We start from the raw sequence: 20043 nt of genomic DNA, 5'->3' as shown, positions 1-20043 counted from the left end.
CGTCAGGAACAAGATCAGCACGCACGCCGGACACCCTGCCGACCAAGATCGTCGAGCGCAAGACCCACGGCTCAACTCATTCTGAAACGATCAGTTAGAAAAATTCCAAAGCCGCAGGTCAGCACTGTGTCTAGTGCGGTTCGCAGAACGCACGGGGTCCGTTTCCGGAACGCACTCAGCGTTTCCGCGGGTGAACACGGCTGGCCGGCTGGCCGTCCCCCCGAGGCGCGGACTTCAATGCCAGACCCTTAACGCATGGCTTCCACCGTCTGGTGTGCGCCCAGTGGCAAGTCCTTGAACGCCACTTATTTCTGGCCTCCATGAACGTGCGCCTTGCACGCCGCCGTCGCGCTGCACCGATCCGCCATCCATCCGCCATTCCAGGGTGGCGGCGCCTCCAATCCCTACCACCTCCTCGCGGCCCTCCCGGCGCCTACCTGCAGAGTTGACATATGGGCCACGATAAACGAATCATGAATCATGCCTCACAGAGAAGCCGACCGGTTGCGTGCGGTCTCAGTGAAGCTCTTCGGCAATCGGTATCGGGCCGAGGTCCTTCTGGCGCTGGCGCTCGCGGATCCCCGAGGGGTCTGCCTGGGAGATCTCGCCGCCTCGCACAACGTGTCCCCAAGTCTCTACCAGGGCCCTGCCCGGTCCCTGGTGGAAACAGGCCTAGCGGTGCGCGTGCCGAGGGAGCCCGGGGAACGGCGTCAGTGGTACCGGCGGAGCGACGATGTCGAGCTCTGGCAGCACCTGGAGGGCCTCTTGCTCTGCGTGGCGGAGATACCTGGACCGAACCGGGTTACATGAATAACGGTGGGTGCTGTTTTCGGACAGCCCCCCAGTGAGGCAGGGTGGGGCCATGGTGACCTTGACGAGTTCAGCGATCGGCAACTCGGTGCAGACTGCTTCTGCTTCGTTGCTGGGGCGAGGCGGGCGCTCGGCTCTGCTTCCGGCACTGGGCACCGAGGCGCTCTTCTTCTACCGCCTTGACGCGGCTGAGGACTCACGGCGCCGCGAGGCTTCGGCTGCACGCCTGGACAAGCTGCCCCCGCTGGAGACCCTCCTAACGCTTCCGGTAGGCCTCCCCGTTCCGTTGGCCTCGCTCGACCAGCGGGAGCACCGAGCAGTGCGCGCGCTGCCGAAGGGGTCTGCGGATCGGAATCGCAGCACAGTCATGCGACGGGCGGTCCGCCCGATGCAGGTCGATCTGGCTGTGGTGCGGGCCTCCGGCTGGCGGCAAGGACTGGAGGGAGCAGGCCGGTTCGCCCCCTTCTGCCGCCGGGCCATGCTGCTGGATCGTCGTCCCACGCGCCCGCAAGAGTCGCTGGCGGAAGCGGATTTCTACGGCATCGGCGTGTTCGCCCCTGCGGGCGACAGGGTGGAAATGATCCTGGAACCTCGCGCCTACAGGCCGCAGCGGTACACCGCGGCAGCCTGGGCGTTCGTCGAGGAGTTGTATCAGCGGGTGCGCTGAGTCTGTGCAGCCTTGACCGGGACTGTTCCCGGGTCAGCGAGGGCCCAGCGTTTGAGCTGCTCGGGCACCTGGAACCCCTTGGGCAGTTCGAGGGAGGCGTTGAGCAGCGGGTACTGGTCCACTGCGGTGCGACAGCGCTCGTACCACCAGCGTTCGCGTGCGATTCCCGGGGCGATCGCGCGCAGGTCGCGGAGCCATCCCATGAGTACGGCGATGTTGTGGGCTGCCGCCTCCGCCGGGATCGGCGACGTATTACTGGTGAAGCTGTCGAGCTTTTTGTGCTTGCAGGCGTAGCACTCACAAATCGGCACGGTCGCGGCGGCGTACCTTTTCGCCAGGGTCTCGCCGAGGAAGAAGTCCATCAGGTCGGGGTGAAGGACGTGCGGCGAGGTGGGGCCGCCCTTCTTCTTGCCAGTCTGGACCTTCTCGCCCGGGGCGATGGTGTGCCGCAGTGAGCCGGTCGCGCCGAAGGCGGTGAAGGTGGCGCCGGCGGCCAGTGCTCCGAAGGCCGCAAGGTCGGTGCGGAGCAGCGCGGTTTCCGGCACCTGCGCGATCAACTGCCGGAGGTGGTGGACCGCCTTGGCGTACCGTGCGAGCGGGTCCATCTGTCCGCCCAAAATGACGGCTTTCGGTCCCCTGACCATCTTCAGGTAGGCGATCAGCTGCTCCACGGACTCCTCGCTCCGCAGCCAGGCCACGTCGATCGGCACGGCGAAGATCACATCGGGGTCATCGAGTTTCTCCATGCGTGTGATCGCTGCCCGGAGTGCGTCAGAGTCTTCGGCCCGGATGTAGCCGGTCGGTGTGATGGGTGCCGAGACCCTCGCGGCCCTCTGTCGTTCCAGCGACAGCTCAAGCGGATCGTTGAGGAAGAAGCCGTTCTCCTCGGTTTGCGGGAAGGGGTCGTCCTCGGTCGCGACAGCCCCCTCGTAGAGGGCCGGGTCGGCGAGGAGTACTCCGCTGTGCCCTTCGCCCCGCATCTGCAGAGCCTTCGTCGTGGCGTTGCGTCCGCTGATGATCAGTCCGCTGTATGCAGAGGCGAGGTGGTCTTGGACCTGGCCAACGCGGTCGAACCGGGTCTGGATCAAAATGCGGCCGCGCAGAGCACTCAAGCCAGTGAGCGCGGGGTGGCTCGCGGAGGCGGGGCGCTGGTGCGGGATGGCGGAAGGGTCGGTCATGGACAAGTCCTTCAGTGCGGCGGCAGGGGCGTGGTGCGGTGTCCTTCGACGTACAGGTGCTGGAAGTCCTCGGGCAGTAGCCGTGCGCAGGCTGCTGCCGCTTCGAGGGTGAGACCGCGCTTCTCGAGCAGGGTGTGCACGAGCGCGGGCACGGTCCGGGGCTTTTCGCGGGGGATCTCTACAGGTTCGGTGGTGCGGTAGCCGAGCGCGGACATCTCGATGATGACGGTGCGGTGCTGCCATTCGCTCAGGGCGCCTAGGTCCAGTGCGCGGCGCAACAGTGCGCTCATGGAGACTCGCCAGGTTCGCTTCAGCTCCATCAGTTTCAGTAGGTCCACCCCGCCCGAGAAGGCGCCCCGGATGTCGGCGGCCGGCATCAACAGTTCCGACGCGAAGGCGTCGGCCTGCTTTTCCTGCTGCGCCCCGGCTCCGGGTTCCGCATGCATGACAAGGTGCCCCAGCTCGTGGGCGACGCTGAACCGGCAGCGGTCCCCCGGCGCGTAGCTGTTGACCAGGAGCAGCGGGGCATCGATTCCGTCCCACTGACTGACGGCGTCCAGCAGGTTGCTTCCGAGGTTGCGTACGGCCACCAGCGCACCGGCGGTCTCCGCAGCCTCGATCATGTCGACGATCGGTCCTGCGGGAAGTTCCCAGGCTTTGCGTACCTGCCGGGCTGCGTCCTTCGCGGTAGTGAGGGCGGAGAGCTCGACTCGGAAGAACTGGTTCTGTCCGGAGGGTATTTCAGCAGCCGCTGCGAGTCCTTGGAGCTGCACGCGGGTCAGAGCCAGTTGCGCATGTATGCAGCGGAGTGCGGCAACCGGGAGGGCCGCCTTCTTCCGATGGTGGATCACGCCTACACCTACCCCGCCCACCTGGGGGTCGAGGCACAGTAGGGCGACCGGGTAGCCGAGAGCGGCGGCGTACCACTCCAGTCGGTCGTCCGTGACTGTAAGGCGGCCCGACTCTGCGCGGCTCACGTATCCCTGCGAGACCACCGTTGTGCCCGGTGCCGAGGCCTTCGTCATGGCGTCGGAGACTTCCACCTGCGTCAACCCGCGGGACTCGCGCAACAGCACGAGCATCCCCGGGTGCGCCTGAGTGCCGTCCATCCTCCACACCTCCTCAACGCCTCGATTTAAACCTCAGAATAGCACCACCAAATATTCCGCGCCTGACTTAGCGTCACTTGATATAGACTCAGTTTTGTCCGCAAACTGACGGCTTCCACCGCTTGGTGCACGTCCGGGTGCGCTGCCGGGAGCGGTGCGCCCTCCTGTTCTTCATGAGCACTATTCGTCAGCGACAACGTCGCTCCGCGCTGATCTGCCTTCTCTCCACCGACGGAACGCACGTTCTCCTTCATTGCGGTCCGGACGGCGCAACGTTGCATCCGCTTCAGGCTCCTGCCGGGCGGGCGACGCACAGAGCTGCTGCTCACCGGTGGCAGCGTGCCGCGTCGGTGCGGTGCGGTCTTCGCGAAGGCGAGGTGGTCGGCCGTATGTCCACCTACTCCGTTGAGCGGGGGGTGATCACGCACAACGTGGTGCGCCTGTTCGTCTTCACGGCCGCAGGCCCCGTGCAGGCAGCGGCATTCGGTAGGCATTCGGCCTGGTGGCCATTGACCGAGGTGGCATTACTCGAACACAGGGTGTTCCCGCGCGAGCTCGGAACCTTCCTCACGGGTTACGTGGAGGGCTGGATCCCCGACGGGTGGATCACGCTGGATCGTTGAAGGCTCAGCGCCACAGCGCGACGCGGTCTACGGGCAGGCGTTCTCAATAGAGGCTCGAACGGCTTCGAGGGCCGGCCACACCTGCCTGTGGAGCGCGTGTTCGATCCTGGCGAGCGTGCCGATGTCGGGCAGGACATCTCCGCTCAGTACGCGGAAGACAGTGGAGTGAGCCACGGCGGCCACCTCGGCGAGGTGACGCCGGGAGATGTGCTCCTCGGCCATCACCTGCTCCATGTTGCGGGCGAGGAGGAGGCCGCAGTGTGCGCTGATCGGCGCCTCGGGCGTGAGCAGCACCTCGGGCCAGGTGCCCTCCCGTACGTAGCGCAGGGGGTTGCGGTCGTTGTTGCTGCGCGGCATTCCCTGATCGTGCCACGCCTTCACGCACGGGAGCCGGACCCTCAAAGCCGCAGGGCTCTGCAACCCATGCCGCTCCGCTACGCAGCCGCGAGGGCGAACACGCACCGGGCGCAGCACTCCCCTCTTCGCGGCGCCCCGTGTGCAGCACCTTGCCCGCACCGGCGCCAGGAAGCCCGCGCGACGGCGCTGTCTCATATAACTTGACTGAATGGCGCACAGGTTGACCTGCCCACACGCAAAATCAATTCAGCAGTAACCCTGTTCGCCAACACCGCACACAACGGCCTGCCGCCGCAACGGATCGCGCATCGATGAGACATAGGTGACGCACCGTCAAGTACGTTTGGTGCAGAAAGGTTCTGCATCTTCGTGCGGGGGTCTGCATCTCATGGGTAGGGTGTGGCGCGTGATGATCCGACAACTGGCGTGGAAGGTGCGATGACGACGACGTCCGGACCTACAGTCCACCCGCTGGTCGCACGCCTGAAGGAGATAGAAGAGTCGGAGCGCCTCGGTCTGGAGGCTGCGGATGCAGCCTTGGCGCGGGCCGAGCAGGTGGTGGGTGATGCCCGACTTGCTCAGCGTGTCGCCCGCGAACGGCATGCGGCGGTTGCAGCCACGGTGGAAGCCGCGGAGACCTTCACGGAGACCCCGGACGCCACCGACAACGACTACCAGACGCACTCGGAGCAAACGGCATCCAGTGCCGGTGCGCCACCTACGGAGCCCCCGGAAGACTCCGGCGAGTCCCTCACGGATGTCATGCTGAAGGTCCTGGAGACCGGGCGCGAGTATTCACTCGCTGAGGTCTACGTCCTGCTCGACGCTGTACGGCCCGGCGTCACCTCGAGCGCGGTGCGAGCAAAATTCACTGTGCTGAAGAAGCGGGGGCGAGTCCGTAGCCCACGTCGCGGCGTCTTCGTCGTCCTCGATGTCCAGGAGGATCATCGACCCGATTCGTGATCGAGCACGGTTCCACTCTCCGCCACAGCGGGTGTGGGCGCCGCCGGACAACTTCCCGGTCCTCCAGCGACGCCGTGACACGCCAGCTGAGGGCCCACGCGTCGTGGCCAGCCTAGTGCATGTCCACGCACCCGCGCGGGTCCATGGCGGAATACACCTGTTTCGCCAACCAACTGAGGGCCCTTTCACATGCGTTCTCCTCTCTTTCTCCGCGAGCGCTCGTCCGCTCTCGCCCCGCCCATTTCGGCGGGTGCGCGATGACCGCTTCCGCCGCCCAGGGCTCCCGCGCCTTGCCCACCTCGCGCATCACGCCGCGCCGCACGCAGGAAATCCTCGACGTCATCCGCCGACTAGGCGGCGAGGAGCGCAGCCCCGTGAGCACTGCGGACATCAGCTCCGCACTCAAGCTCGCCCCGAAGTCGGCGATGGAGGCGGCCACATTCCTGATCCACATCGGGTTGCTCGAGCCGGACCGCAAAGCGTGGTCCCTGACCCCTCTGGGTCTGAACCTGACACGACTTCGCGCCGAAGACCCGACCCGGGCACGGCTGCTGCTTCGCGACGCCTGGCAGCCGCTCTGGTTCAACCGTCGCGCCTGCCGGCTCCTTGCCAATGGAACGCGTACCGAGCGTGATCTCGCCGGGCGGCTCCAGGCGGGTCTCCCCGGCCGCCCTGAGCGGGGACTCTTCCTGGTGGAGTGGATGGTCTACGCGCTGCTGGTCGAGCACGATGGCGACGGCCACCTCTCGCTGCCCGCCCCGTCACACTCCACCACTACCTGCCCCTCGGCTCCGGGAGTCGCGGACCCGCTGGCACTCGCGTCGGTTGAGCAGCTGACAGCGCTGCCGGACGCAGAGTTCATCTCCGTCATGAACGGCTACCGGACGATCCTGCTCGCGCTCTCCCACCGCCCCTCGGCGCCATCCGGCAACTGATCCCCGCTGCTCCCGGCCCACCCTCAGCCAGGCCCGGTTGCGCGTCAGTTTAATTTGTCGCGGGCCCAATTGACGTTGCCTCAGCCTATGGCCTCTTTGCTGCCCTCTTCACCCGTTAGCTCCCCTTCCTGTTGCTGTGAGGCTTCGCCGTGCCCAACGTCTTGCATGTACGGAACGCATTACTTCAAAGCGGTTCACCCCTGTTTGAGTCGGACGGTGGGCGCAGGCCCTCCGCTCCTGCTCCAGACCCGTCGGCTCAACCGATGCGACGGAGCCTCACTGTGGGAACAGATCGTTCACTCACCCATGCCCTCGCCCTCGTACACGACGAGTGGCTGAGTTACGTGACGCAGGGCCTGTTCACCGAGCAGACCCGGGACAAGTTCGGCCTGCTGGCCGGGCGCTTCGAGCGCTTCGCCACAGTGCGCGGCGCCCTGATCGTCTCGGACGTCACGCCTGAACTTGCCGAGGACTTCATCCACGCATTGGGCCGGAGCCGCCACGGCCGTGTGGCGGACTCGGCCGACGCCACCATGTACCTGCGCCGATCGGTGCTGCGCACCGTCTTTCGCACCATGCGCTCGCTCGGCCTCACCGACACCGACCCCACCCGCGACATCGTTTTGCCCGCCCGCACCCCGGGCGAGGTGCGTCCCCTGGCCGAGGACGAGGTGATCGACTTGCGCCACCAGGCATCGTTCATCACCCGCCCCAGCCGCCACGGCGCGGCTGCGGCCCTGGCGCTGGCCGGGCTGAACAGCGGCGAGATCGGACACATCGCCGTGCAGGACCTCGACCTCGAAGGCCATCGTGTGTGGGCGCCCGGCTCCACCAAGACCGATCCACGCTGGTGCCCGCTGGGTGACTGGGGCCTTAACGTCCTCGCCCGGCGCGCCGAATTCGTCAGCGCACGCCAACTCCGCTCGGTCTCGGCTCTGCAGGCCCGCCTGGCCGTCGGGGACGCCCCGGCCCCCGACGCCACACTGCAAGCCCGAGTCTGCGTCGCGCTGAAGGACCTTCTGCGCCGCATCGGCTTGGACCACCAGCGGGACATCAAACCCGCCTCCATCACCGCCTGGGCAGGCGTGGAGGTCTACCAGAAGACCGGCAGAATCGAGGACGTAGCCCTTCGCCTCGGCCTGCGCTCCCTTGACCGCGCCGCCACGGTCATCGGACACACCTGGCACGAGCCCTCCACCGCAGACGCCACGGGAGAAGCCGATGCCTGACGACATCTTCGGCATCCCGCTTCCGGAGAAAGACCGTAAGAGCCGTAAGCGCCAGCTACTTGATCATGAGTTGCGCAAGGAGAACGCCCGCATCGCGGACTGCCTCGCATTTCCCACCACCTACGAACTGGCCGAGTTCCTCCCGCCTGCGGCCTCGACTGGCTGCCCGCCCGGGTATCCGCCCCTGGTCTATTTGTTGCTTGCGTCGCTGATGCCGGTCACTGGCTCCAAGCGCTCCGCCGTCGCCGCCATGGCCTCCCCCTCGGACTGGCGCCGTGTCCGAGCAGCGATCCGCCAGAATGTTGGACGCCGCGCCGCGGCCCAGCTTCCCCTCAACCCACCCACACGCAAGCAGTACCAGTACGCCGAAGCCAATCTCCTCGGCCCCAGCGCGGACGCCCTCCACGAAGCCTTCGAGCGGCACGCCTTGCAACAAGCTCTGGCTCAGGGCTTGTTCCCCGACACCACATCCCGCAACTGGTCACACCCTCAGCGCTGCCAGCTCATGGTCGGAGACGCCACCGTTCCCAAGGCCCCCTCCAAATACGAGCACGCCTGCATCGAAGACCCCGCTACCGGCGAGATCCTCACGCACCGGGTCGACCCTGCCGCCCGCATCTACTACGAGAACGGCGAGAAGGCCAAGACCGTCGCCCGCGGCACCAAGTGGTTCTTCGCCTCCGCCCGCGACGACGGCTACTTCCGCCGCGTCATCCTGCGCGTCCATCACGTCGCTGGAAAGGGCTACGAGGACGAGGCCGCCGTCGCTGTCCGCGCCTTCCAGCGCCTCAAACTCCACCTTCCCGGCTGCATGGGCGTCGTTTACGACGGGGCCTTCCGCGGCGTCCACCGCGACGCCCTCGCCCGCCAGGGACTCCTCGTCATCAACAAACAGCACGGCTCGGTCAAACCTCGCGCCTACGAACTCCTGCGCCCCGGACGCTGCCGCCATGATCTGTGGTGCGACCAGGGACGCATCGCCGAGCGCGTCCCCCTCGACGACGGGACCAGCGAACTCATCCCCGTCCCCATCCTCCGCCTCGAGCACCGCGCAGGAACGCGCAAGAGCCGCTGGTACCACCTGTTGCGCATCCCCTGCCGGCACGGCGCTCACGACTACCGCGTTCCCGTCGGCATCACCACCACCCCCGAGGACCGCGGCGGCCTCAACCCCGCCACCGGCCGACGCCACCCCAGCGACGCCGAACGCGACTTCCACCGCGCCGAACACCTCCAGCAGATCCCAGAACCCACCCGCGTGCACCAAGACGTCTACCCCTACCGCAGCGATGCCGAGTCCCTCCACAACCAACTCGATCAAAGCCTGTGGAACGGCCGCATGATCTCCTACGGCCTCGCCCGCCAGAACATCTACCTCCTCGGCTTCGCCCTCTCCCAGAACGCCACCAGCCACCGCGTCCACTCCGAATGCCGAGCACGTGACGCGCTCTTCACGGAATCAACCTGATCTGACCCGATAGTGCAGTGCAGTCGAAGAGGCGTCGGTGGGTCAACCTGGCCCACTGGCGAAAATCGACGACGCCGAGATCCTTTTCTCCGACCAGGTCGGGATCCGCTCGGACCAGGTCACCGGTCGCGCCTGGGGCGTTCCTCACCCGCATTGGCGGGCCACTTCGACCGGAAGGTCCACCTCATCACCGACCGGCACTCAGCCCACCGCTCAAGACTGTCTGGGCTGGCTCGCCGACCACCAGGCTCTTCAGCGGAAGGACACAATGCCCCAGACCAGATACAGGGGCGAGGCTCATCCCCTCCTGGCTGAGCTGAACTCGGCGCCGAAAGGGATCGGCCTGTCCCCGCGTGGGGTTTCGATCTTGAATGATCTGCGACGGCTGGGGAATCAGGCGGCGCATGGGGAGGCAGTGACTCCGGCGGCGGCGCGTGACTTTGTCGAGACCTGTCGGTACGTGGCTCGCGAGGGCTATGGACTGAGGTAACAACGCCCGCGGCACTCGTTTTCGGCTGATGCCCCCTGCGAGGCCCCCCAGAATGCCGGCGTATCCTGCGGGCACCGGACCGCACTCAATTTCGGACCGGTGGAGCAAGAGCAGGCAGATCAGCAGGTGGTCGCAGGCCGCACCCGTCGCCCACAAGTCATCTATCGGCATGCTGCGCTCCAAGCCGAGGCGAGGCCCTCCGCATGGGCCGTTGCTACGAACGCGTAGCCCATCTCAGCCTGCCCAAGCCAGCCGACGCCTTGGAGCCTCGCTCCGATCAAAGCCGCGAGTACTTCCGGTTCCAGAGTGAGAGTCCCGCCGCATGCTCGAAGTCACTGCCAGGCCAAGAGGGTGATTCGAGCATGCACGCGGGCGCGTGGCACCTGTCGGGGTCTGGAGGCAGACCACCATGCGGGCATGACGGCGGATGCCCTGTGGAAGTTGTGCAGTGTGGAGGCGTGCCAGAACGCTGCGGAGTCGCGGGGGTGGTGCCCGAAGCACTACTGGAGGTGGAAGAAGTACGGCGACCCGGATGCGCCGGTGCGGGCGTATTTCACTGCAGCGCCGGCGGTCGGGTCACGAAGGTGCACCGTTTCGGGGTGTGAGCGGCCACGGCGGACGAAAGAGTGGTGCGGTACGCACTATGCCCGATGTCGCCGCGAGGGTGATGTCGGCGGCGAGCACCCTAGCGAGCGCTATGACTCGAATGTCTGCCGGTCGACGGTCTGTGACCGTCCCCGTCGCACCAAGGGGCTGTGCCAAGCTCACTACCAGCGCTTCAAGAAGCACGGCGAGGCGGCCCTGATCACTCCGATCACGGTCGCGGTACCGCCCGCTGTACGGGGATGCGACGTCGAGAGTTGCACGCGTCCGCATCAGGCCCAAGGCTTCTGCGGAGGGCACTACCTACGTTTCCGGGCCAAGGGCGACCCTGGCGATTCGGAACTCCAGGCCAAGACGAAGCAGACCGGCTGGTGCCATGCTCCCGGGTGCACAGATCCCAGCCGGGCGAAGAATCTGTGTGCCGCACACTACAGACGGCTCACCCTGGGGCAACCATTGGGCGAGAAGAAGAAATACGCGCCCGCCGGCGCTGGCTACGTGAACGGCGGCGGCTACCGGGTGATTCGGGTCGACGGTAAGAGCGTGATGGAACACCGGCATTTCGTGCAGGAGTTGCTGGGCAGGCCGTTGCTGGCAACGGAGACCGTCCACCACGTCAACGGTGTCAAGACGGACAACCGCGCGGAAGGCCCTCTCGTCGAGGACAAGCAAGGGCGGTGGCGGTCGGGAAACTTGGAGCTCTGGTCTCACGCCCACCCCTACGGCCAAGAGATCGGGCCGAAGTCGGACTGGGCGCGAGGGTGGCTCGCGGCATACGGGACCACGCAGGAGCGGGTGGCCTATGCCGACTTCGCCGACCGCCTGACCGAGGCCCAAGCCGAAGGCGCCGCAAACCTGGGGTGCAGGGAGGGCCGGAGCGGCCAGTCGTAAAGGCGGTCAGCGGTCGGTGGAGGCGGCGCTGCCCGGTACGCCTTGGGGAACACCGCGCGCGGGACCTCACATGCAGTGTCCAGGACGCGGGGCGAGGCTGACACCTGCGGGTGAGTGGGTACGGGGTTGCCAGAGATAGGTAGCTGGAGGCGGGGATAAGCTTCAGGGTTCGAGCGCTGCCACAGCTGGAGAAACCCGTGCGGTTTATCGTCCTACCCGACAGAACCTTCCCCTCCGCCAGCGGCCCCCCAGCCGCCATTCTCGTCCCGGACAGCTGGGACGACTACAGCTTCAGAACCAGCTATGACCTGTGGATCCGGCTAAACGAAGACGACCGTCCAATCGAGATCGGGCGCGTAAAAGTCGCCCTGGTTGATCAGGTCCCCGGCCCCAGCCCACTCCACCCGGGCGCCCACTGGGGCGGACTACCCAACGCACTCGGCTCCTGGATCTCCCTCGGCCAGGACGACCAGTACTACGAGAGAATCAGGGACCTAGGCCCGGTGCTGGCCCGCGAGGTCCTGACCGGCCTGCACGACCTCGCTCTCGACCTAGGTGCATTCGAGCAGTCCCGGCCGGCCGATGTCGTCCAAATCTCTCTCCTGCGCAGCCTCTCGGACACCACCGTCGTCACGCAGTTCCACCGCATCCTGGCCGGCGGAGACCGACTGACCGGCTACCGGTTCGACTACCACCCATCGCAGACAGACCCCTCGTTCCCCTCCCGCGGCCCTCTGAAGTTCGAGGTCACCCCTGAATCGTCACCGCCCACCAACATTCACGTGCTCATCGGGCGCAACGGCGAAGGTAAGACCACGCTCCTGCGCTCACTGGCCAACGCTGCTGTACGTCCCGCGGGCTACCTCCGGGGCACGGCAGGAAGAATCGAACACTTTCCCACCGTAGCCGGGGAGCCACAGCCCTTCGCCAACGTCCTACTGGTCGCCTTCAGCGCCTTCGACCCCTTCACCGATATCACCCCACCCTCCCCCGCCGCCCGCTACACGCACATCGGACTCGTCCCGCACTTCGGTCTCAGGCAGGTCGACCTGGCAGCAGAATTTGTTGACGCCCTCCGCTCGATCATGGCCTCCGGACGCTACGAGCGCTGGCGGGAAGCCCTGGAAACGTTGGGAAGCGACCGCCAGTTCAAGGCCGCCGTCCTCGACGACTGCGGCGTCGTTCCTGGCTCAACCTCCGCCGATCCCAGCACCGAATCGGGTCGCCTGTGGAGCGAGGTCTTCATAGGCCTCAGCTCAGGGCACGCCATCGTGCTCATCACCCTCACTCGCTTGGTGGACCTAGTCGCCGAGCGCACCCTGATTTTGCTGGACGAGCCGGAGTTGCACCTGCACCCCCCGCTGCTATCCGCCTTCATCCGTGCGGTCTCAGACCTGCTAACCGACCGCAACGGCGTCGCCGTGATGGCGACGCACTCACCTGTCGTGCTCCAGGAAGTGCCCAAGTCTTGCGTCTACAAGATCACTCGCAACGGCCAGCGCAGCCGCGTCCGGCGACCCCGGTATGAGACGTACGGCGAGAACGTCGGGGTCCTCACCCACGAGATCTTCGGTCTCGAAGTCGTGAGATCCGGCTTCTACGCCGAGATCGAAAGGGTCGTCAACGAGTTCGGCGACTACGAAGCAGTGATCAACCACTTCAACGGGCAGCTCGGCGATGAAGCCCGGGGCCTAGTCCGCATCCTGCTGGCCGACCGAGAGGGAGGCAATCTCTGATGTGGCCGCTGGAGCCGCCCACGTTCAGCGCCCGCAGCAGCTGGGAAGCGTGCACCCAGCTGTCCCGCGACACCGCAGGCAACGAAAGCCTCGGGACGAAGCTTCGCGCCGCCGCCGACACCGCCGAGAAGGCTGCAAATGCGTTCCGGGTCGCAGCCCAGTCCCGCACCCTGCACAGCCTAAAGGGCGACAAAAACACTATCGACGGTATACCCGCCAAGCGGGTAACGGACATCGTCTACAGCAGCGGCATGATCAAGGGTCCCGGCCGCACTCTCTATGACGCGCTCATGGATGCCCCCGAGGACGAGCTGTGCCCGATGTGTCGGCACAGCGACGTGACCCAGCTCGACCACGTCATGCCGAAGGCCACCTACCCGGCACTGTGCGTCGCCCCGGAGAACCTGGTGCCGGTCTGTGGGTTCTGCAACCACACCAAGAACGACCAGGCACCCGAGAACGCCGAGGAGGTGTTGCTTCACCCGTATTTCGAGCACACCGGCACCGCGACCTGGCTGGACGCGGAACTCGCTACCTCCGCCCTTGACGCAGGCCGCCTGACGTACTTCGTCAACCCTCCGCCCGACTGGAACAGCACCCTCACCGCCCGTGTCCGCCACCAGTTCACCTTCCTCGAACTGGGCCGGCGCTACAGCGTCAAGGCCAACCAGACCCTCAGAGGCATACACCACCACCTCGTCAGACAGCTCGAGTCCGGGGGCGCCGCCGCCGTGTGGACCCACCTGACGGACATGGCCACCAGCCACCTGGCCGCCGATCCGAACGGTTGGACCGGTGTGGCCTACCGAACGTGGGCCGCAAACGGCGACTTCTGCCAGGGGCGCTTCTGGTAAGCGCACCGAGCCGAGGCCTACAGCCCGCCAACGGTGACCCCACAGCGTCCACTACCAGGTCTGGGCAGTAGCAAAGATGCCGGGCTGTACTGGCCTGCGAGCCGAACGCGGCCTGGGGGCCTCTAGAAACCTGCAGAGACCGCAGAAGATCCAGAACGGACTTTCCGCGCCGCGCTCTCCCCCCGTTGACCAGACAAGCGCTGCCATCATCCCGGTAAATCCACAGATGAGAGTCACATCGGAGCTCCTCTTCACCTTCCGCTCACATGCCTGGTCCCCTGCTCGGACCACATCCGCTACCCTGTCAGAGGTCACCAACTGCCACGGCAAAGTGCTGGCTCCGGATCGGGGTCGCGAACGTGTCGCAGCACCGGTGACCAGGAGGTTCGACCCGACCGGGGAAAGATCCACTCAGTGGGTTTCGTCCAAGGTTCTGTCCAACCCCCCGCCTTCGTAGCTCAGGGGATAGAGCACCACTCTCCTAAAGTGGGTGTCGCAGGTTCGAATCCTGCCGGGGGCACAGCTCCAAGCACGCGGTTTCTGGCGAAGGGCCAGGTCAGGGCATACGCCCCGGCCTGGCCCTTCGTCGTACTCCCCCGCCGGGCCGGGAGGCCCGGACGCGGCTGCCGGTGGCACCGTGACGGCTCGGCCCGTCCGTCGCGCCGCCGCCCGTCGTGCCGCCGCCCGTCGCGCCGCCGCCCGTCGTGCCCAGCGCACGGGCCGGGGGCCTGGCTGCCGGGCGGTGCGGTCAGTAATCGTGGAGAAGGGCGACCGCTTCGGCGAAGTCGGCGTGCGCGGGTCCGAAGGACCGTGCCGCGACAGAGAACATCGACCGGTCGGTGAGGGCACGGGCGAGGAGTGCGGGGCTGTCGGGCAGGCGGCGGGCGAGCGTCACCCCCTCGTCGAAGCAGGGCCTGAACCGTTCCTCGAAGAGGTAGGGCCGGTCGCCTTCGCTGACGGCCGCGCGTACGCAGATCCTGCGCCGGAGGTCGACCAGCTCGGTCAGCCGGCCGGCCTCGCGCGCGCTCGCCGCCTGTGCTTCGAGGCCCGGCAGCATGCCGAGAAAGCCGTCCCGCACATCGCGCGACCATCCGTGCTCCGTACCGAACGGCGGCATCGGGGACTCGGGGCCGGCGGCGGGTTCGGCTGCCCGCCCCGACAGGACGAAGAGGGTCCTCCACCACCCGAGGATGCAACTCCAGTTCTCCGGCTCGCCCGTGGTCGCGAGCTCCTCCAGGACGCCCAGGGCCTCGCGCCGGGCGGCCGCGGCGCTCGCACCGTCCCCGGCGGCCTCCCGCATCCGGGAGAAGTGGACCAGCTCCCAGGTGAGTATGGCCAGAGCGGTGCGCTGTTCCGCCGTCTCACGCCGGGTCTCCTCGATGAGCTCGCTGAAGACGGCCGATGCGGCGACGTGCTGCCCGGCGCCCTCCAGGTTCGCCGCCCACGGCACCATGTCCCAGAAGGAGTGCCCCGGAATCCTGTTCCTGGCGGCCTCCTCGCCGATTCCCGCAGCCTCTTCGAAGCGCCCCTCCTCGGCCAGAACACGTGCCAACGGCCCGCTCTGGCCGGCCTCGGCCAACTCCTCGCAGATCGCGTGCCCTTCCGCCCTGCGCCCGAGCGCGAACAGGGACGCCTGGCAGGCGTCCAAGGCCCTGCGCAACCGCTCCTCCCGGCCCGGCGCCCCTGCGTCCATCCTGCGAGCGGCCCGGGAAGCCTCGGCGGCCAGCGCGACGTCCACCTCCGGATCCCGGCTCTCGTGGCGCCGGGCGAGCAGGGCGTCGACCAGCTTCGGCACGTACGCCTTCGGACTCACCTCGGCCAGAACCCGGTACGCGCCGACCAGTTCGGCCGTACTCGGCCTGCCGGACCCCAGCAACAGCACGCGGGCCCGAAGCACCGCGTCGTGATCGATCGTCACCATTCCCCCTGTCTCCGGATGACGCACGAAGGAGATTCTGGGAGGCGGGGAACGGACCGGACAAGCCTCGCGAACTGTGCGTTCCGTCCTACGAAAAACGGCGCCGGCCTGTCATGATGGACATGCTTTCGACCTGAATCCGGGAGTGGAGGGCCCGCACCGGTCACCTCCGGCGCCGCGCACAGCACCCCTGCTCGCCCCGGCTCGCCCCGGTTGCACGAGGCAGGTCGGCGGCGCCCGCTCTCCCGGTATCCCATGGCGCCCACGGCGACCTCTCCGGCGCACGTCGACGGGTCCTCGCCGTGCGGGACGCCCGCCGTACGGTCAGGGCGTCGATCAGCGCGGAGTCACCCAGCCCGGTGTCCAGGTCCCGGCGGTGTCGTGGTCGGCCGTCGTGGCGGCGAGGTGGGCGCGGAGGGTGGCCAGGGCCGGGTGGGGGTTGTCGCGGTGCCAGAGGAGCGAGTGCGGGTAGACGGGCGTCGGGTCGGTCACCGGGATGCGCCGCAGGTCGTGGCCGGTGGGCCAGATGAGGCGGGTGTGCTCGCCCATGAAGGTGGCCAGGGCCGGAGTGTCGGCGATGGTGTCGAGGAGTGCGTCGGAGCCGAAGTTGGGGCCGGTCGCCTCGATGGTGAGGCCGAACTCGGCGACGAGGTCGTCGTAGTAGGCGGCCCATTCGGTACCGGGGACGATGCCGGGCATCCAGATCCGGTGCCCGGCGAGCTCGGCGAGGGTCACCGACCTGGCGCCCGCCAGCGCGTGGGCGGGGCCGGTGAGGAGCTGCAGCGGCTCGTCGAGCACCCGGACCGACTCGATGTCCTCGGGAAGGGGCCGGCCGGGCGCGGCGACGGCGCGGAAGGACGCGTCGATCGCACCGGACCGGAGGGCGGTCATGGCCGTCTCGATCTCGAACAGCATCATCACGTCGAGGGCGGTCTCGGGGTACGCGTGGTGGAAGCCGCGCATCAGCCCCGACTGTGCGCCGCGCGAGTTGAGCACATCGACGCGGAGCGCACGGCGGCCGGGGCGCACCGACGCCACCGCACGTTCGGCGGCACGCAGCAGCTCACGCGCGTGGGGCAGGAACGCCTGCCCGTCGATGGTGAGCTCGGCGCCGCGGGGAGCGCGGGTGAACAAGCGCACGCCGATGCCGCGCTCCAGTGCGGCGATGCGCTTGGAGACCGCCTGCTGGGTGATCGACAGGTCGGCGGCGGCTCTCTGGAACTGGCCCGTTTCCGCCACGACGGTGAAGGTACGTACTGCTTCGAGATCCACGCCGACCCACTGTAGTGAACAACGGATGGTTGTGGAGATCTGGCCGGGCGGTTGTTTGACCTGCTGTTGTGCCACTCGCTTAGCTCTCACTGGTCAACGTCGGTTTGTTCGGTTGGGAGCGCCGCGCATGGTGAGCAGGAGGCCGATGGGCCGTCCGTTCGGCTGGTTGTGGACGGCGTACGCGGTGAGCGCCTACGGCTCCGGGCTCGGGTTCGGCGCGCTGCCGCTGATCGCAGTGCTGGCCTTGGACGCCAGTCCCGCCGAGGTGTCCGCGCTGTCCGCGGTGGGGCCCGCGGTGGGCGCCCTGATCGCGCTGCCCCTCGCGCCGTGGGTGGAGTTCCGGCGCAAGCGGCCCGTCATGATCACGATGGACCTGACCCGGTTCGCGGCCATGGCGACGATTCCGGTCGCCTACGCCTTCGGGGGGCTCGGTTTCGTCCAGCTGCTCGTGATCTCGGCCGTGGTCGCCGCGGCCAAGATCGCCTTCAACGCGGCGAGCGGCGCCTATCTCAAGACCCTCGTCCTGCCGGACGACCTGCTCGTGGCCAACGCGCGGTTCGAGTCGACGAACTGGAGCTCCATCGCGGTCGGGCCCCCGCTGGGCGGGGCGGCGATCGGCCTGTTCGGGCCGGTCGTCACCGTGGTCGCCGACGCGTTCAGCTACCTGCTCTCCGCGCTCTGCATCACCGCGATCCGCCACCGGGAAGAGGTACCGACGACACCCGGCAGGAGCCCGGCCCGGGCGGGCGCGCTGCTCGACGGCTGGCGCCACATCATGGGCCATTCCGGCTTGCGGGCGCTCTACCTCAACCAGGTCCTCGTCGGCGGACTGATCATGGCCACCGAGCCGCTGCTGGCCGTGCTCCTCCTCCGCCAGCTCGGTTTCCCGCCCTGGCAGTACGCCCTCGCCTTCGCCGCTCCCTGCTTCGGCGGACTCATCGGCTCGCGGCTGGCCCGCCGGGTCGTGGCGCGGTACGGCCGGCACAGGGTCTTCCGGACCGTCGGCACCCTGCGTGCCGTCTGGCTGATCGGGCTGGTCTTCGTGCGTCCCGGCGTCGTGGGCCTCGTCACCGTGATGGCCGTCGAACTGGCGATCATCGTCAACATGAGCCTGTACACCCCGGTGCTCGCCACCTACCGGCTCGACCAGACCCCCCAGCATCTCGTCGCCCGCACCCTGTCGGCCTGGTCGATCGGCCAGCAGGCGTCCATCGCCGCCCTCACCGCCCTCGCCGGGCTGCTCGCCGACGTCACCAGCCCGCGCACGGCCCTCACGGTCACGGGGCTGCTCATCCTGGCCACCCCGCTCCTGCTGCCCCGGCGCGACCGGACGACGTCGCAAGACGAGTTGGAGCTGCCCCGCAGCCCCTCATGACACATACGGCGCTCGCTGGGCCGCGCGCCGCCCCGGGCGCCAGGATCTCGCCGGGCCCGTACGGAACCACCTCGACGACTCGGACGAAGAACTCGGGCCGAGCTCAAAGAGCGATGGGTGCTGCGGGGCCGTCAGCAGCACCGCAGCGCCCAGTCGTCCGTCAGAGTGGCAGCCTGTGCTTCTTCCATCGTCGCCTCTCGCCAAAGGCGGTCAGTGTGAAGATCGTTGCAATCGCGATGGCGAATGGCAGGGACCCGAGAACGTCGGTGGTGGCCAGAATCTCCGCGAGACAGAAGAGCGCCCCCATGATCAATCCTGTACGGATTGGATGCCTTGCGGCCCATTTGCGCGTGTGGACACGCGGGTCCGAGAACACTCGTCACGCCTTTCCGTCAGTGAAGGTTGAGCCAGTGGCGGAAGGCGCTGTCACCCCCTCGCCACCATGCGCGGACACCTCGGAAACCGCCGCTCGCACCGCGGCAGCACTTCCTGCTGCAGCGGGTGGTGGCGGTGGTGTCCTCGGGATTGCGGCATCCGTCACAGGACACAGTTGTGCAGGCTGAGCAGCGTCCAGCGGGAGCCAGGGAAACCGTAGGGGTGGGGGAGATCATCCAAACCCCACCCTGAGAGCCCTTCACCAAGCCCACAAATAGGCCAATATTTAGTTATGAAACGCCTAAAGCGCTTTCCCGTTCGAGCAATGCAGACAAGGAGAGGCACGGCCAGAATCAGCCCAACGCGATAAGCGCCACACGAAAAGCCCCTAAACGCCCCCAGGGATATCCCAAAACCCGCCTCATGCTACATCTACAGCTTGTGGAAACTAAGATCGTAGACAAATAGACCTGCGGTCCGGCCGGTCGTAGTAGGTGTCCCGGTAATCCTGCACCGGTTCGAAGAGTCGGTACGGCACGTACTCCGGGGTCTCACCGTGGGCGACCCAAGCCACTTCGGCCACGGCGCGCCACAGCCGGACGGTGGCCTCCCGTGTGTGTCCCCGCTGTCCCAGCATGATCCGAACGAGAGGACCTAGGGTGCCGGAGGCGCGAGCGGTTTCAGAGATAAGGGTGTTGCGCAAGCTTATGGCGCTGCCCTCGGGGAGTAGGGACAGCAGCATGGTGGAGATCAGTTCGGCGACGGACGCGGATACCGAGGCGATCTCCGTGCTCCTCGGCGAGATCGAGGAGCACTACGGAGGCGACCCGGCCCCGGCCGACCAGACGCAGATTCGCTCCGCCCTCTTCGGCCCGCGCCCGCACGCGACGGTGCTACTCGCCCGGGACGGCGACGACATCCTCGGAATGGGGAGCTACACCTACCTGTGGCCTGCGGCCGGGGCGGACTCGTCGCTGTATCTGAAGGAGCTCTATGTCCGCACGGGCGCCCGCCGCCGCGGCGTGGCCCGCGCGTTCATGGACGCCCTGAGGGGGATCGCCGTCGACACCGGGTGCTCGCGCGTCGAGTGGACGGCCGACACCGACAACCCGCCCGCGCTTGCCCTGTACTAGGCACTCCGCGTGGCCCAGCACGGGGGAAAGTTCTTCTATCGGGTCGGCGTCTGACCG

Annotated in this window: 16 protein-coding genes and 1 tRNA gene; 12 read left to right on the top strand and 5 right to left on the bottom strand. The window is 67.4% G+C overall.

Translation table 11 applies throughout. The features are described from left to right. Positions 1-862: 862 nt before the first annotated feature. On the top strand, positions 863-1477 hold the full coding sequence (locus tag ACWCSV_RS19675; RefSeq protein WP_451143834.1) for a hypothetical protein: 615 nt from the start codon (positions 863-865) through the stop codon (positions 1475-1477). Here the strand turns inward: ACWCSV_RS19675 and ACWCSV_RS19670 are convergent. Further along, the gene (locus tag ACWCSV_RS19670; RefSeq protein ID WP_451143832.1) at positions 1462-2655 is read right to left on the bottom strand and encodes a hypothetical protein; all 1194 of its coding nucleotides are present in this window, start codon (positions 2653-2655) and stop codon (positions 1462-1464) included. The two genes, ACWCSV_RS19675 and ACWCSV_RS19670, sit on opposite strands and share 16 nt — an antisense overlap. A gap of 11 nt (positions 2656-2666) precedes the next feature. After that, positions 2667-3764 (bottom strand): ImmA/IrrE family metallo-endopeptidase, encoded by a 1098-nt coding sequence (locus ACWCSV_RS19665; protein WP_451143830.1) that lies wholly within the window; start codon positions 3762-3764, stop codon positions 2667-2669. A 389-nt stretch (positions 3765-4153) separates the two neighbouring features. On the opposite strand from ACWCSV_RS19665, the gene ACWCSV_RS19660 reads away from it, so the two are divergent. Then, the gene (locus ACWCSV_RS19660) at positions 4154-4387 is read left to right on the top strand and encodes a hypothetical protein (protein WP_451143828.1); all 234 of its coding nucleotides are present in this window, start codon (positions 4154-4156) and stop codon (positions 4385-4387) included. Between the two features lie 27 nt (positions 4388-4414). Here ACWCSV_RS19660 and ACWCSV_RS19655 read toward each other — a convergent pair whose 3' ends face one another. Next, positions 4415-4744: a helix-turn-helix domain-containing protein gene (locus ACWCSV_RS19655; RefSeq protein WP_451143826.1), complete on the bottom strand. Its 330-nt coding sequence runs from the start codon at positions 4742-4744 to the stop codon at positions 4415-4417. 438 nt (positions 4745-5182) lie between these two features. Here ACWCSV_RS19655 and ACWCSV_RS19650 point away from each other — a divergent pair, with 438 nt between their 5' ends. From ACWCSV_RS19650 to ACWCSV_RS19615, 8 genes are all read left to right on the top strand, one after another. Continuing rightward, positions 5183-5707 carry a hypothetical protein gene (locus ACWCSV_RS19650; protein WP_451143824.1) on the top strand — a complete coding sequence of 175 codons (525 nt, stop codon included), beginning with the start codon at positions 5183-5185 and terminating at the stop codon, positions 5705-5707. 257 nt (positions 5708-5964) lie between these two features. After that, the gene (locus ACWCSV_RS19645) at positions 5965-6642 is read left to right on the top strand and encodes a hypothetical protein (protein ID WP_451143822.1); all 678 of its coding nucleotides are present in this window, start codon (positions 5965-5967) and stop codon (positions 6640-6642) included. Positions 6643-6986: 344 nt separating this feature from the next. Further along, positions 6987-7871 (top strand): hypothetical protein, encoded by an 885-nt coding sequence (locus ACWCSV_RS19640; protein ID WP_451143820.1) that lies wholly within the window; start codon positions 6987-6989, stop codon positions 7869-7871. Then, a complete protein-coding gene (locus ACWCSV_RS19635) occupies positions 7864-9339 on the top strand; it encodes a hypothetical protein (RefSeq protein WP_451143818.1) in 1476 nt (491 codons plus the stop codon). Before ACWCSV_RS19640 ends, ACWCSV_RS19635 begins: the two co-directional genes overlap by 8 nt. Positions 9340-10888: 1549 nt before the next feature. After that, complete coding sequence (locus ACWCSV_RS19630; protein ID WP_451143816.1) at positions 10889-11323, top strand: hypothetical protein; 435 nt, start codon at positions 10889-10891, stop codon at positions 11321-11323. A gap of 197 nt (positions 11324-11520) precedes the next feature. Further along, positions 11521-13059, top strand: coding sequence for an AAA family ATPase (locus ACWCSV_RS19625; RefSeq protein WP_451143814.1), 1539 nt, complete (start codon positions 11521-11523; stop codon positions 13057-13059). Beyond that, positions 13059-13913 carry a hypothetical protein gene (locus ACWCSV_RS19620; protein WP_451143812.1) on the top strand — a complete coding sequence of 285 codons (855 nt, stop codon included), beginning with the start codon at positions 13059-13061 and terminating at the stop codon, positions 13911-13913. The genes ACWCSV_RS19625 and ACWCSV_RS19620 overlap by 1 nt, the downstream gene beginning before the upstream one ends. A 447-nt stretch (positions 13914-14360) precedes the next feature. Next, positions 14361-14433 (top strand) — tRNA-Arg (locus ACWCSV_RS19615). A gap of 228 nt (positions 14434-14661) precedes the next feature. On the opposite strand, the gene ACWCSV_RS19610 is transcribed toward ACWCSV_RS19615, so the two are convergent. After that, positions 14662-15834: a hypothetical protein gene (locus tag ACWCSV_RS19610; protein WP_451143810.1), complete on the bottom strand. Its 1173-nt coding sequence runs from the start codon at positions 15832-15834 to the stop codon at positions 14662-14664. 333 nt (positions 15835-16167) lie between these two features. After that, positions 16168-17103, bottom strand: a complete 936-nt coding sequence (locus ACWCSV_RS19605) for a LysR family transcriptional regulator (protein ID WP_451143808.1) — start codon at positions 17101-17103, stop codon at positions 16168-16170. Positions 17104-17230: 127 nt separating this feature from the next. Here ACWCSV_RS19605 and ACWCSV_RS19600 point away from each other — a divergent pair, with 127 nt between their 5' ends. Next, complete coding sequence (locus tag ACWCSV_RS19600; protein WP_451143806.1) at positions 17231-18478, top strand: MFS transporter; 1248 nt, start codon at positions 17231-17233, stop codon at positions 18476-18478. A 1115-nt stretch (positions 18479-19593) separates the two neighbouring features. Beyond that, positions 19594-19986 carry an N-acetyltransferase family protein gene (locus ACWCSV_RS19595; protein ID WP_451143804.1) on the top strand — a complete coding sequence of 131 codons (393 nt, stop codon included), beginning with the start codon at positions 19594-19596 and terminating at the stop codon, positions 19984-19986. The last annotated feature ends 57 nt before the right edge of the window (positions 19987-20043 follow it).

The organism is Streptomyces sp. NPDC001770, from assembly GCF_053596135.1.
Note: the sequence above shows the minus strand (reverse complement) of the source record. Positions and strands in the feature narration are given on the sequence as shown.

Coding starts and splice junctions, on each gene's coding strand:
- ACWCSV_RS19675 (WP_451143834.1), top strand. CDS start 863: ATGGTGACCTTGACGAGTTCAGCGATCGGCAACTCGGTGCAGACTGCT.
- ACWCSV_RS19670 (WP_451143832.1), bottom strand. CDS start 2,655: ATGACCGACCCTTCCGCCATCCCGCACCAGCGCCCCGCCTCCGCGAGC.
- ACWCSV_RS19665 (WP_451143830.1), bottom strand. CDS start 3,764: ATGGACGGCACTCAGGCGCACCCGGGGATGCTCGTGCTGTTGCGCGAG.
- ACWCSV_RS19660 (WP_451143828.1), top strand. CDS start 4,154: ATGTCCACCTACTCCGTTGAGCGGGGGGTGATCACGCACAACGTGGTG.
- ACWCSV_RS19655 (WP_451143826.1), bottom strand. CDS start 4,744: ATGCCGCGCAGCAACAACGACCGCAACCCCCTGCGCTACGTACGGGAG.
- ACWCSV_RS19650 (WP_451143824.1), top strand. CDS start 5,183: ATGACGACGACGTCCGGACCTACAGTCCACCCGCTGGTCGCACGCCTG.
- ACWCSV_RS19645 (WP_451143822.1), top strand. CDS start 5,965: ATGACCGCTTCCGCCGCCCAGGGCTCCCGCGCCTTGCCCACCTCGCGC.
- ACWCSV_RS19635 (WP_451143818.1), top strand. CDS start 7,864: ATGCCTGACGACATCTTCGGCATCCCGCTTCCGGAGAAAGACCGTAAG.
- ACWCSV_RS19620 (WP_451143812.1), top strand. CDS start 13,059: ATGTGGCCGCTGGAGCCGCCCACGTTCAGCGCCCGCAGCAGCTGGGAA.
- ACWCSV_RS19610 (WP_451143810.1), bottom strand. CDS start 15,834: ATGGTGACGATCGATCACGACGCGGTGCTTCGGGCCCGCGTGCTGTTG.
- ACWCSV_RS19600 (WP_451143806.1), top strand. CDS start 17,231: ATGGTGAGCAGGAGGCCGATGGGCCGTCCGTTCGGCTGGTTGTGGACG.
- ACWCSV_RS19595 (WP_451143804.1), top strand. CDS start 19,594: ATGGTGGAGATCAGTTCGGCGACGGACGCGGATACCGAGGCGATCTCC.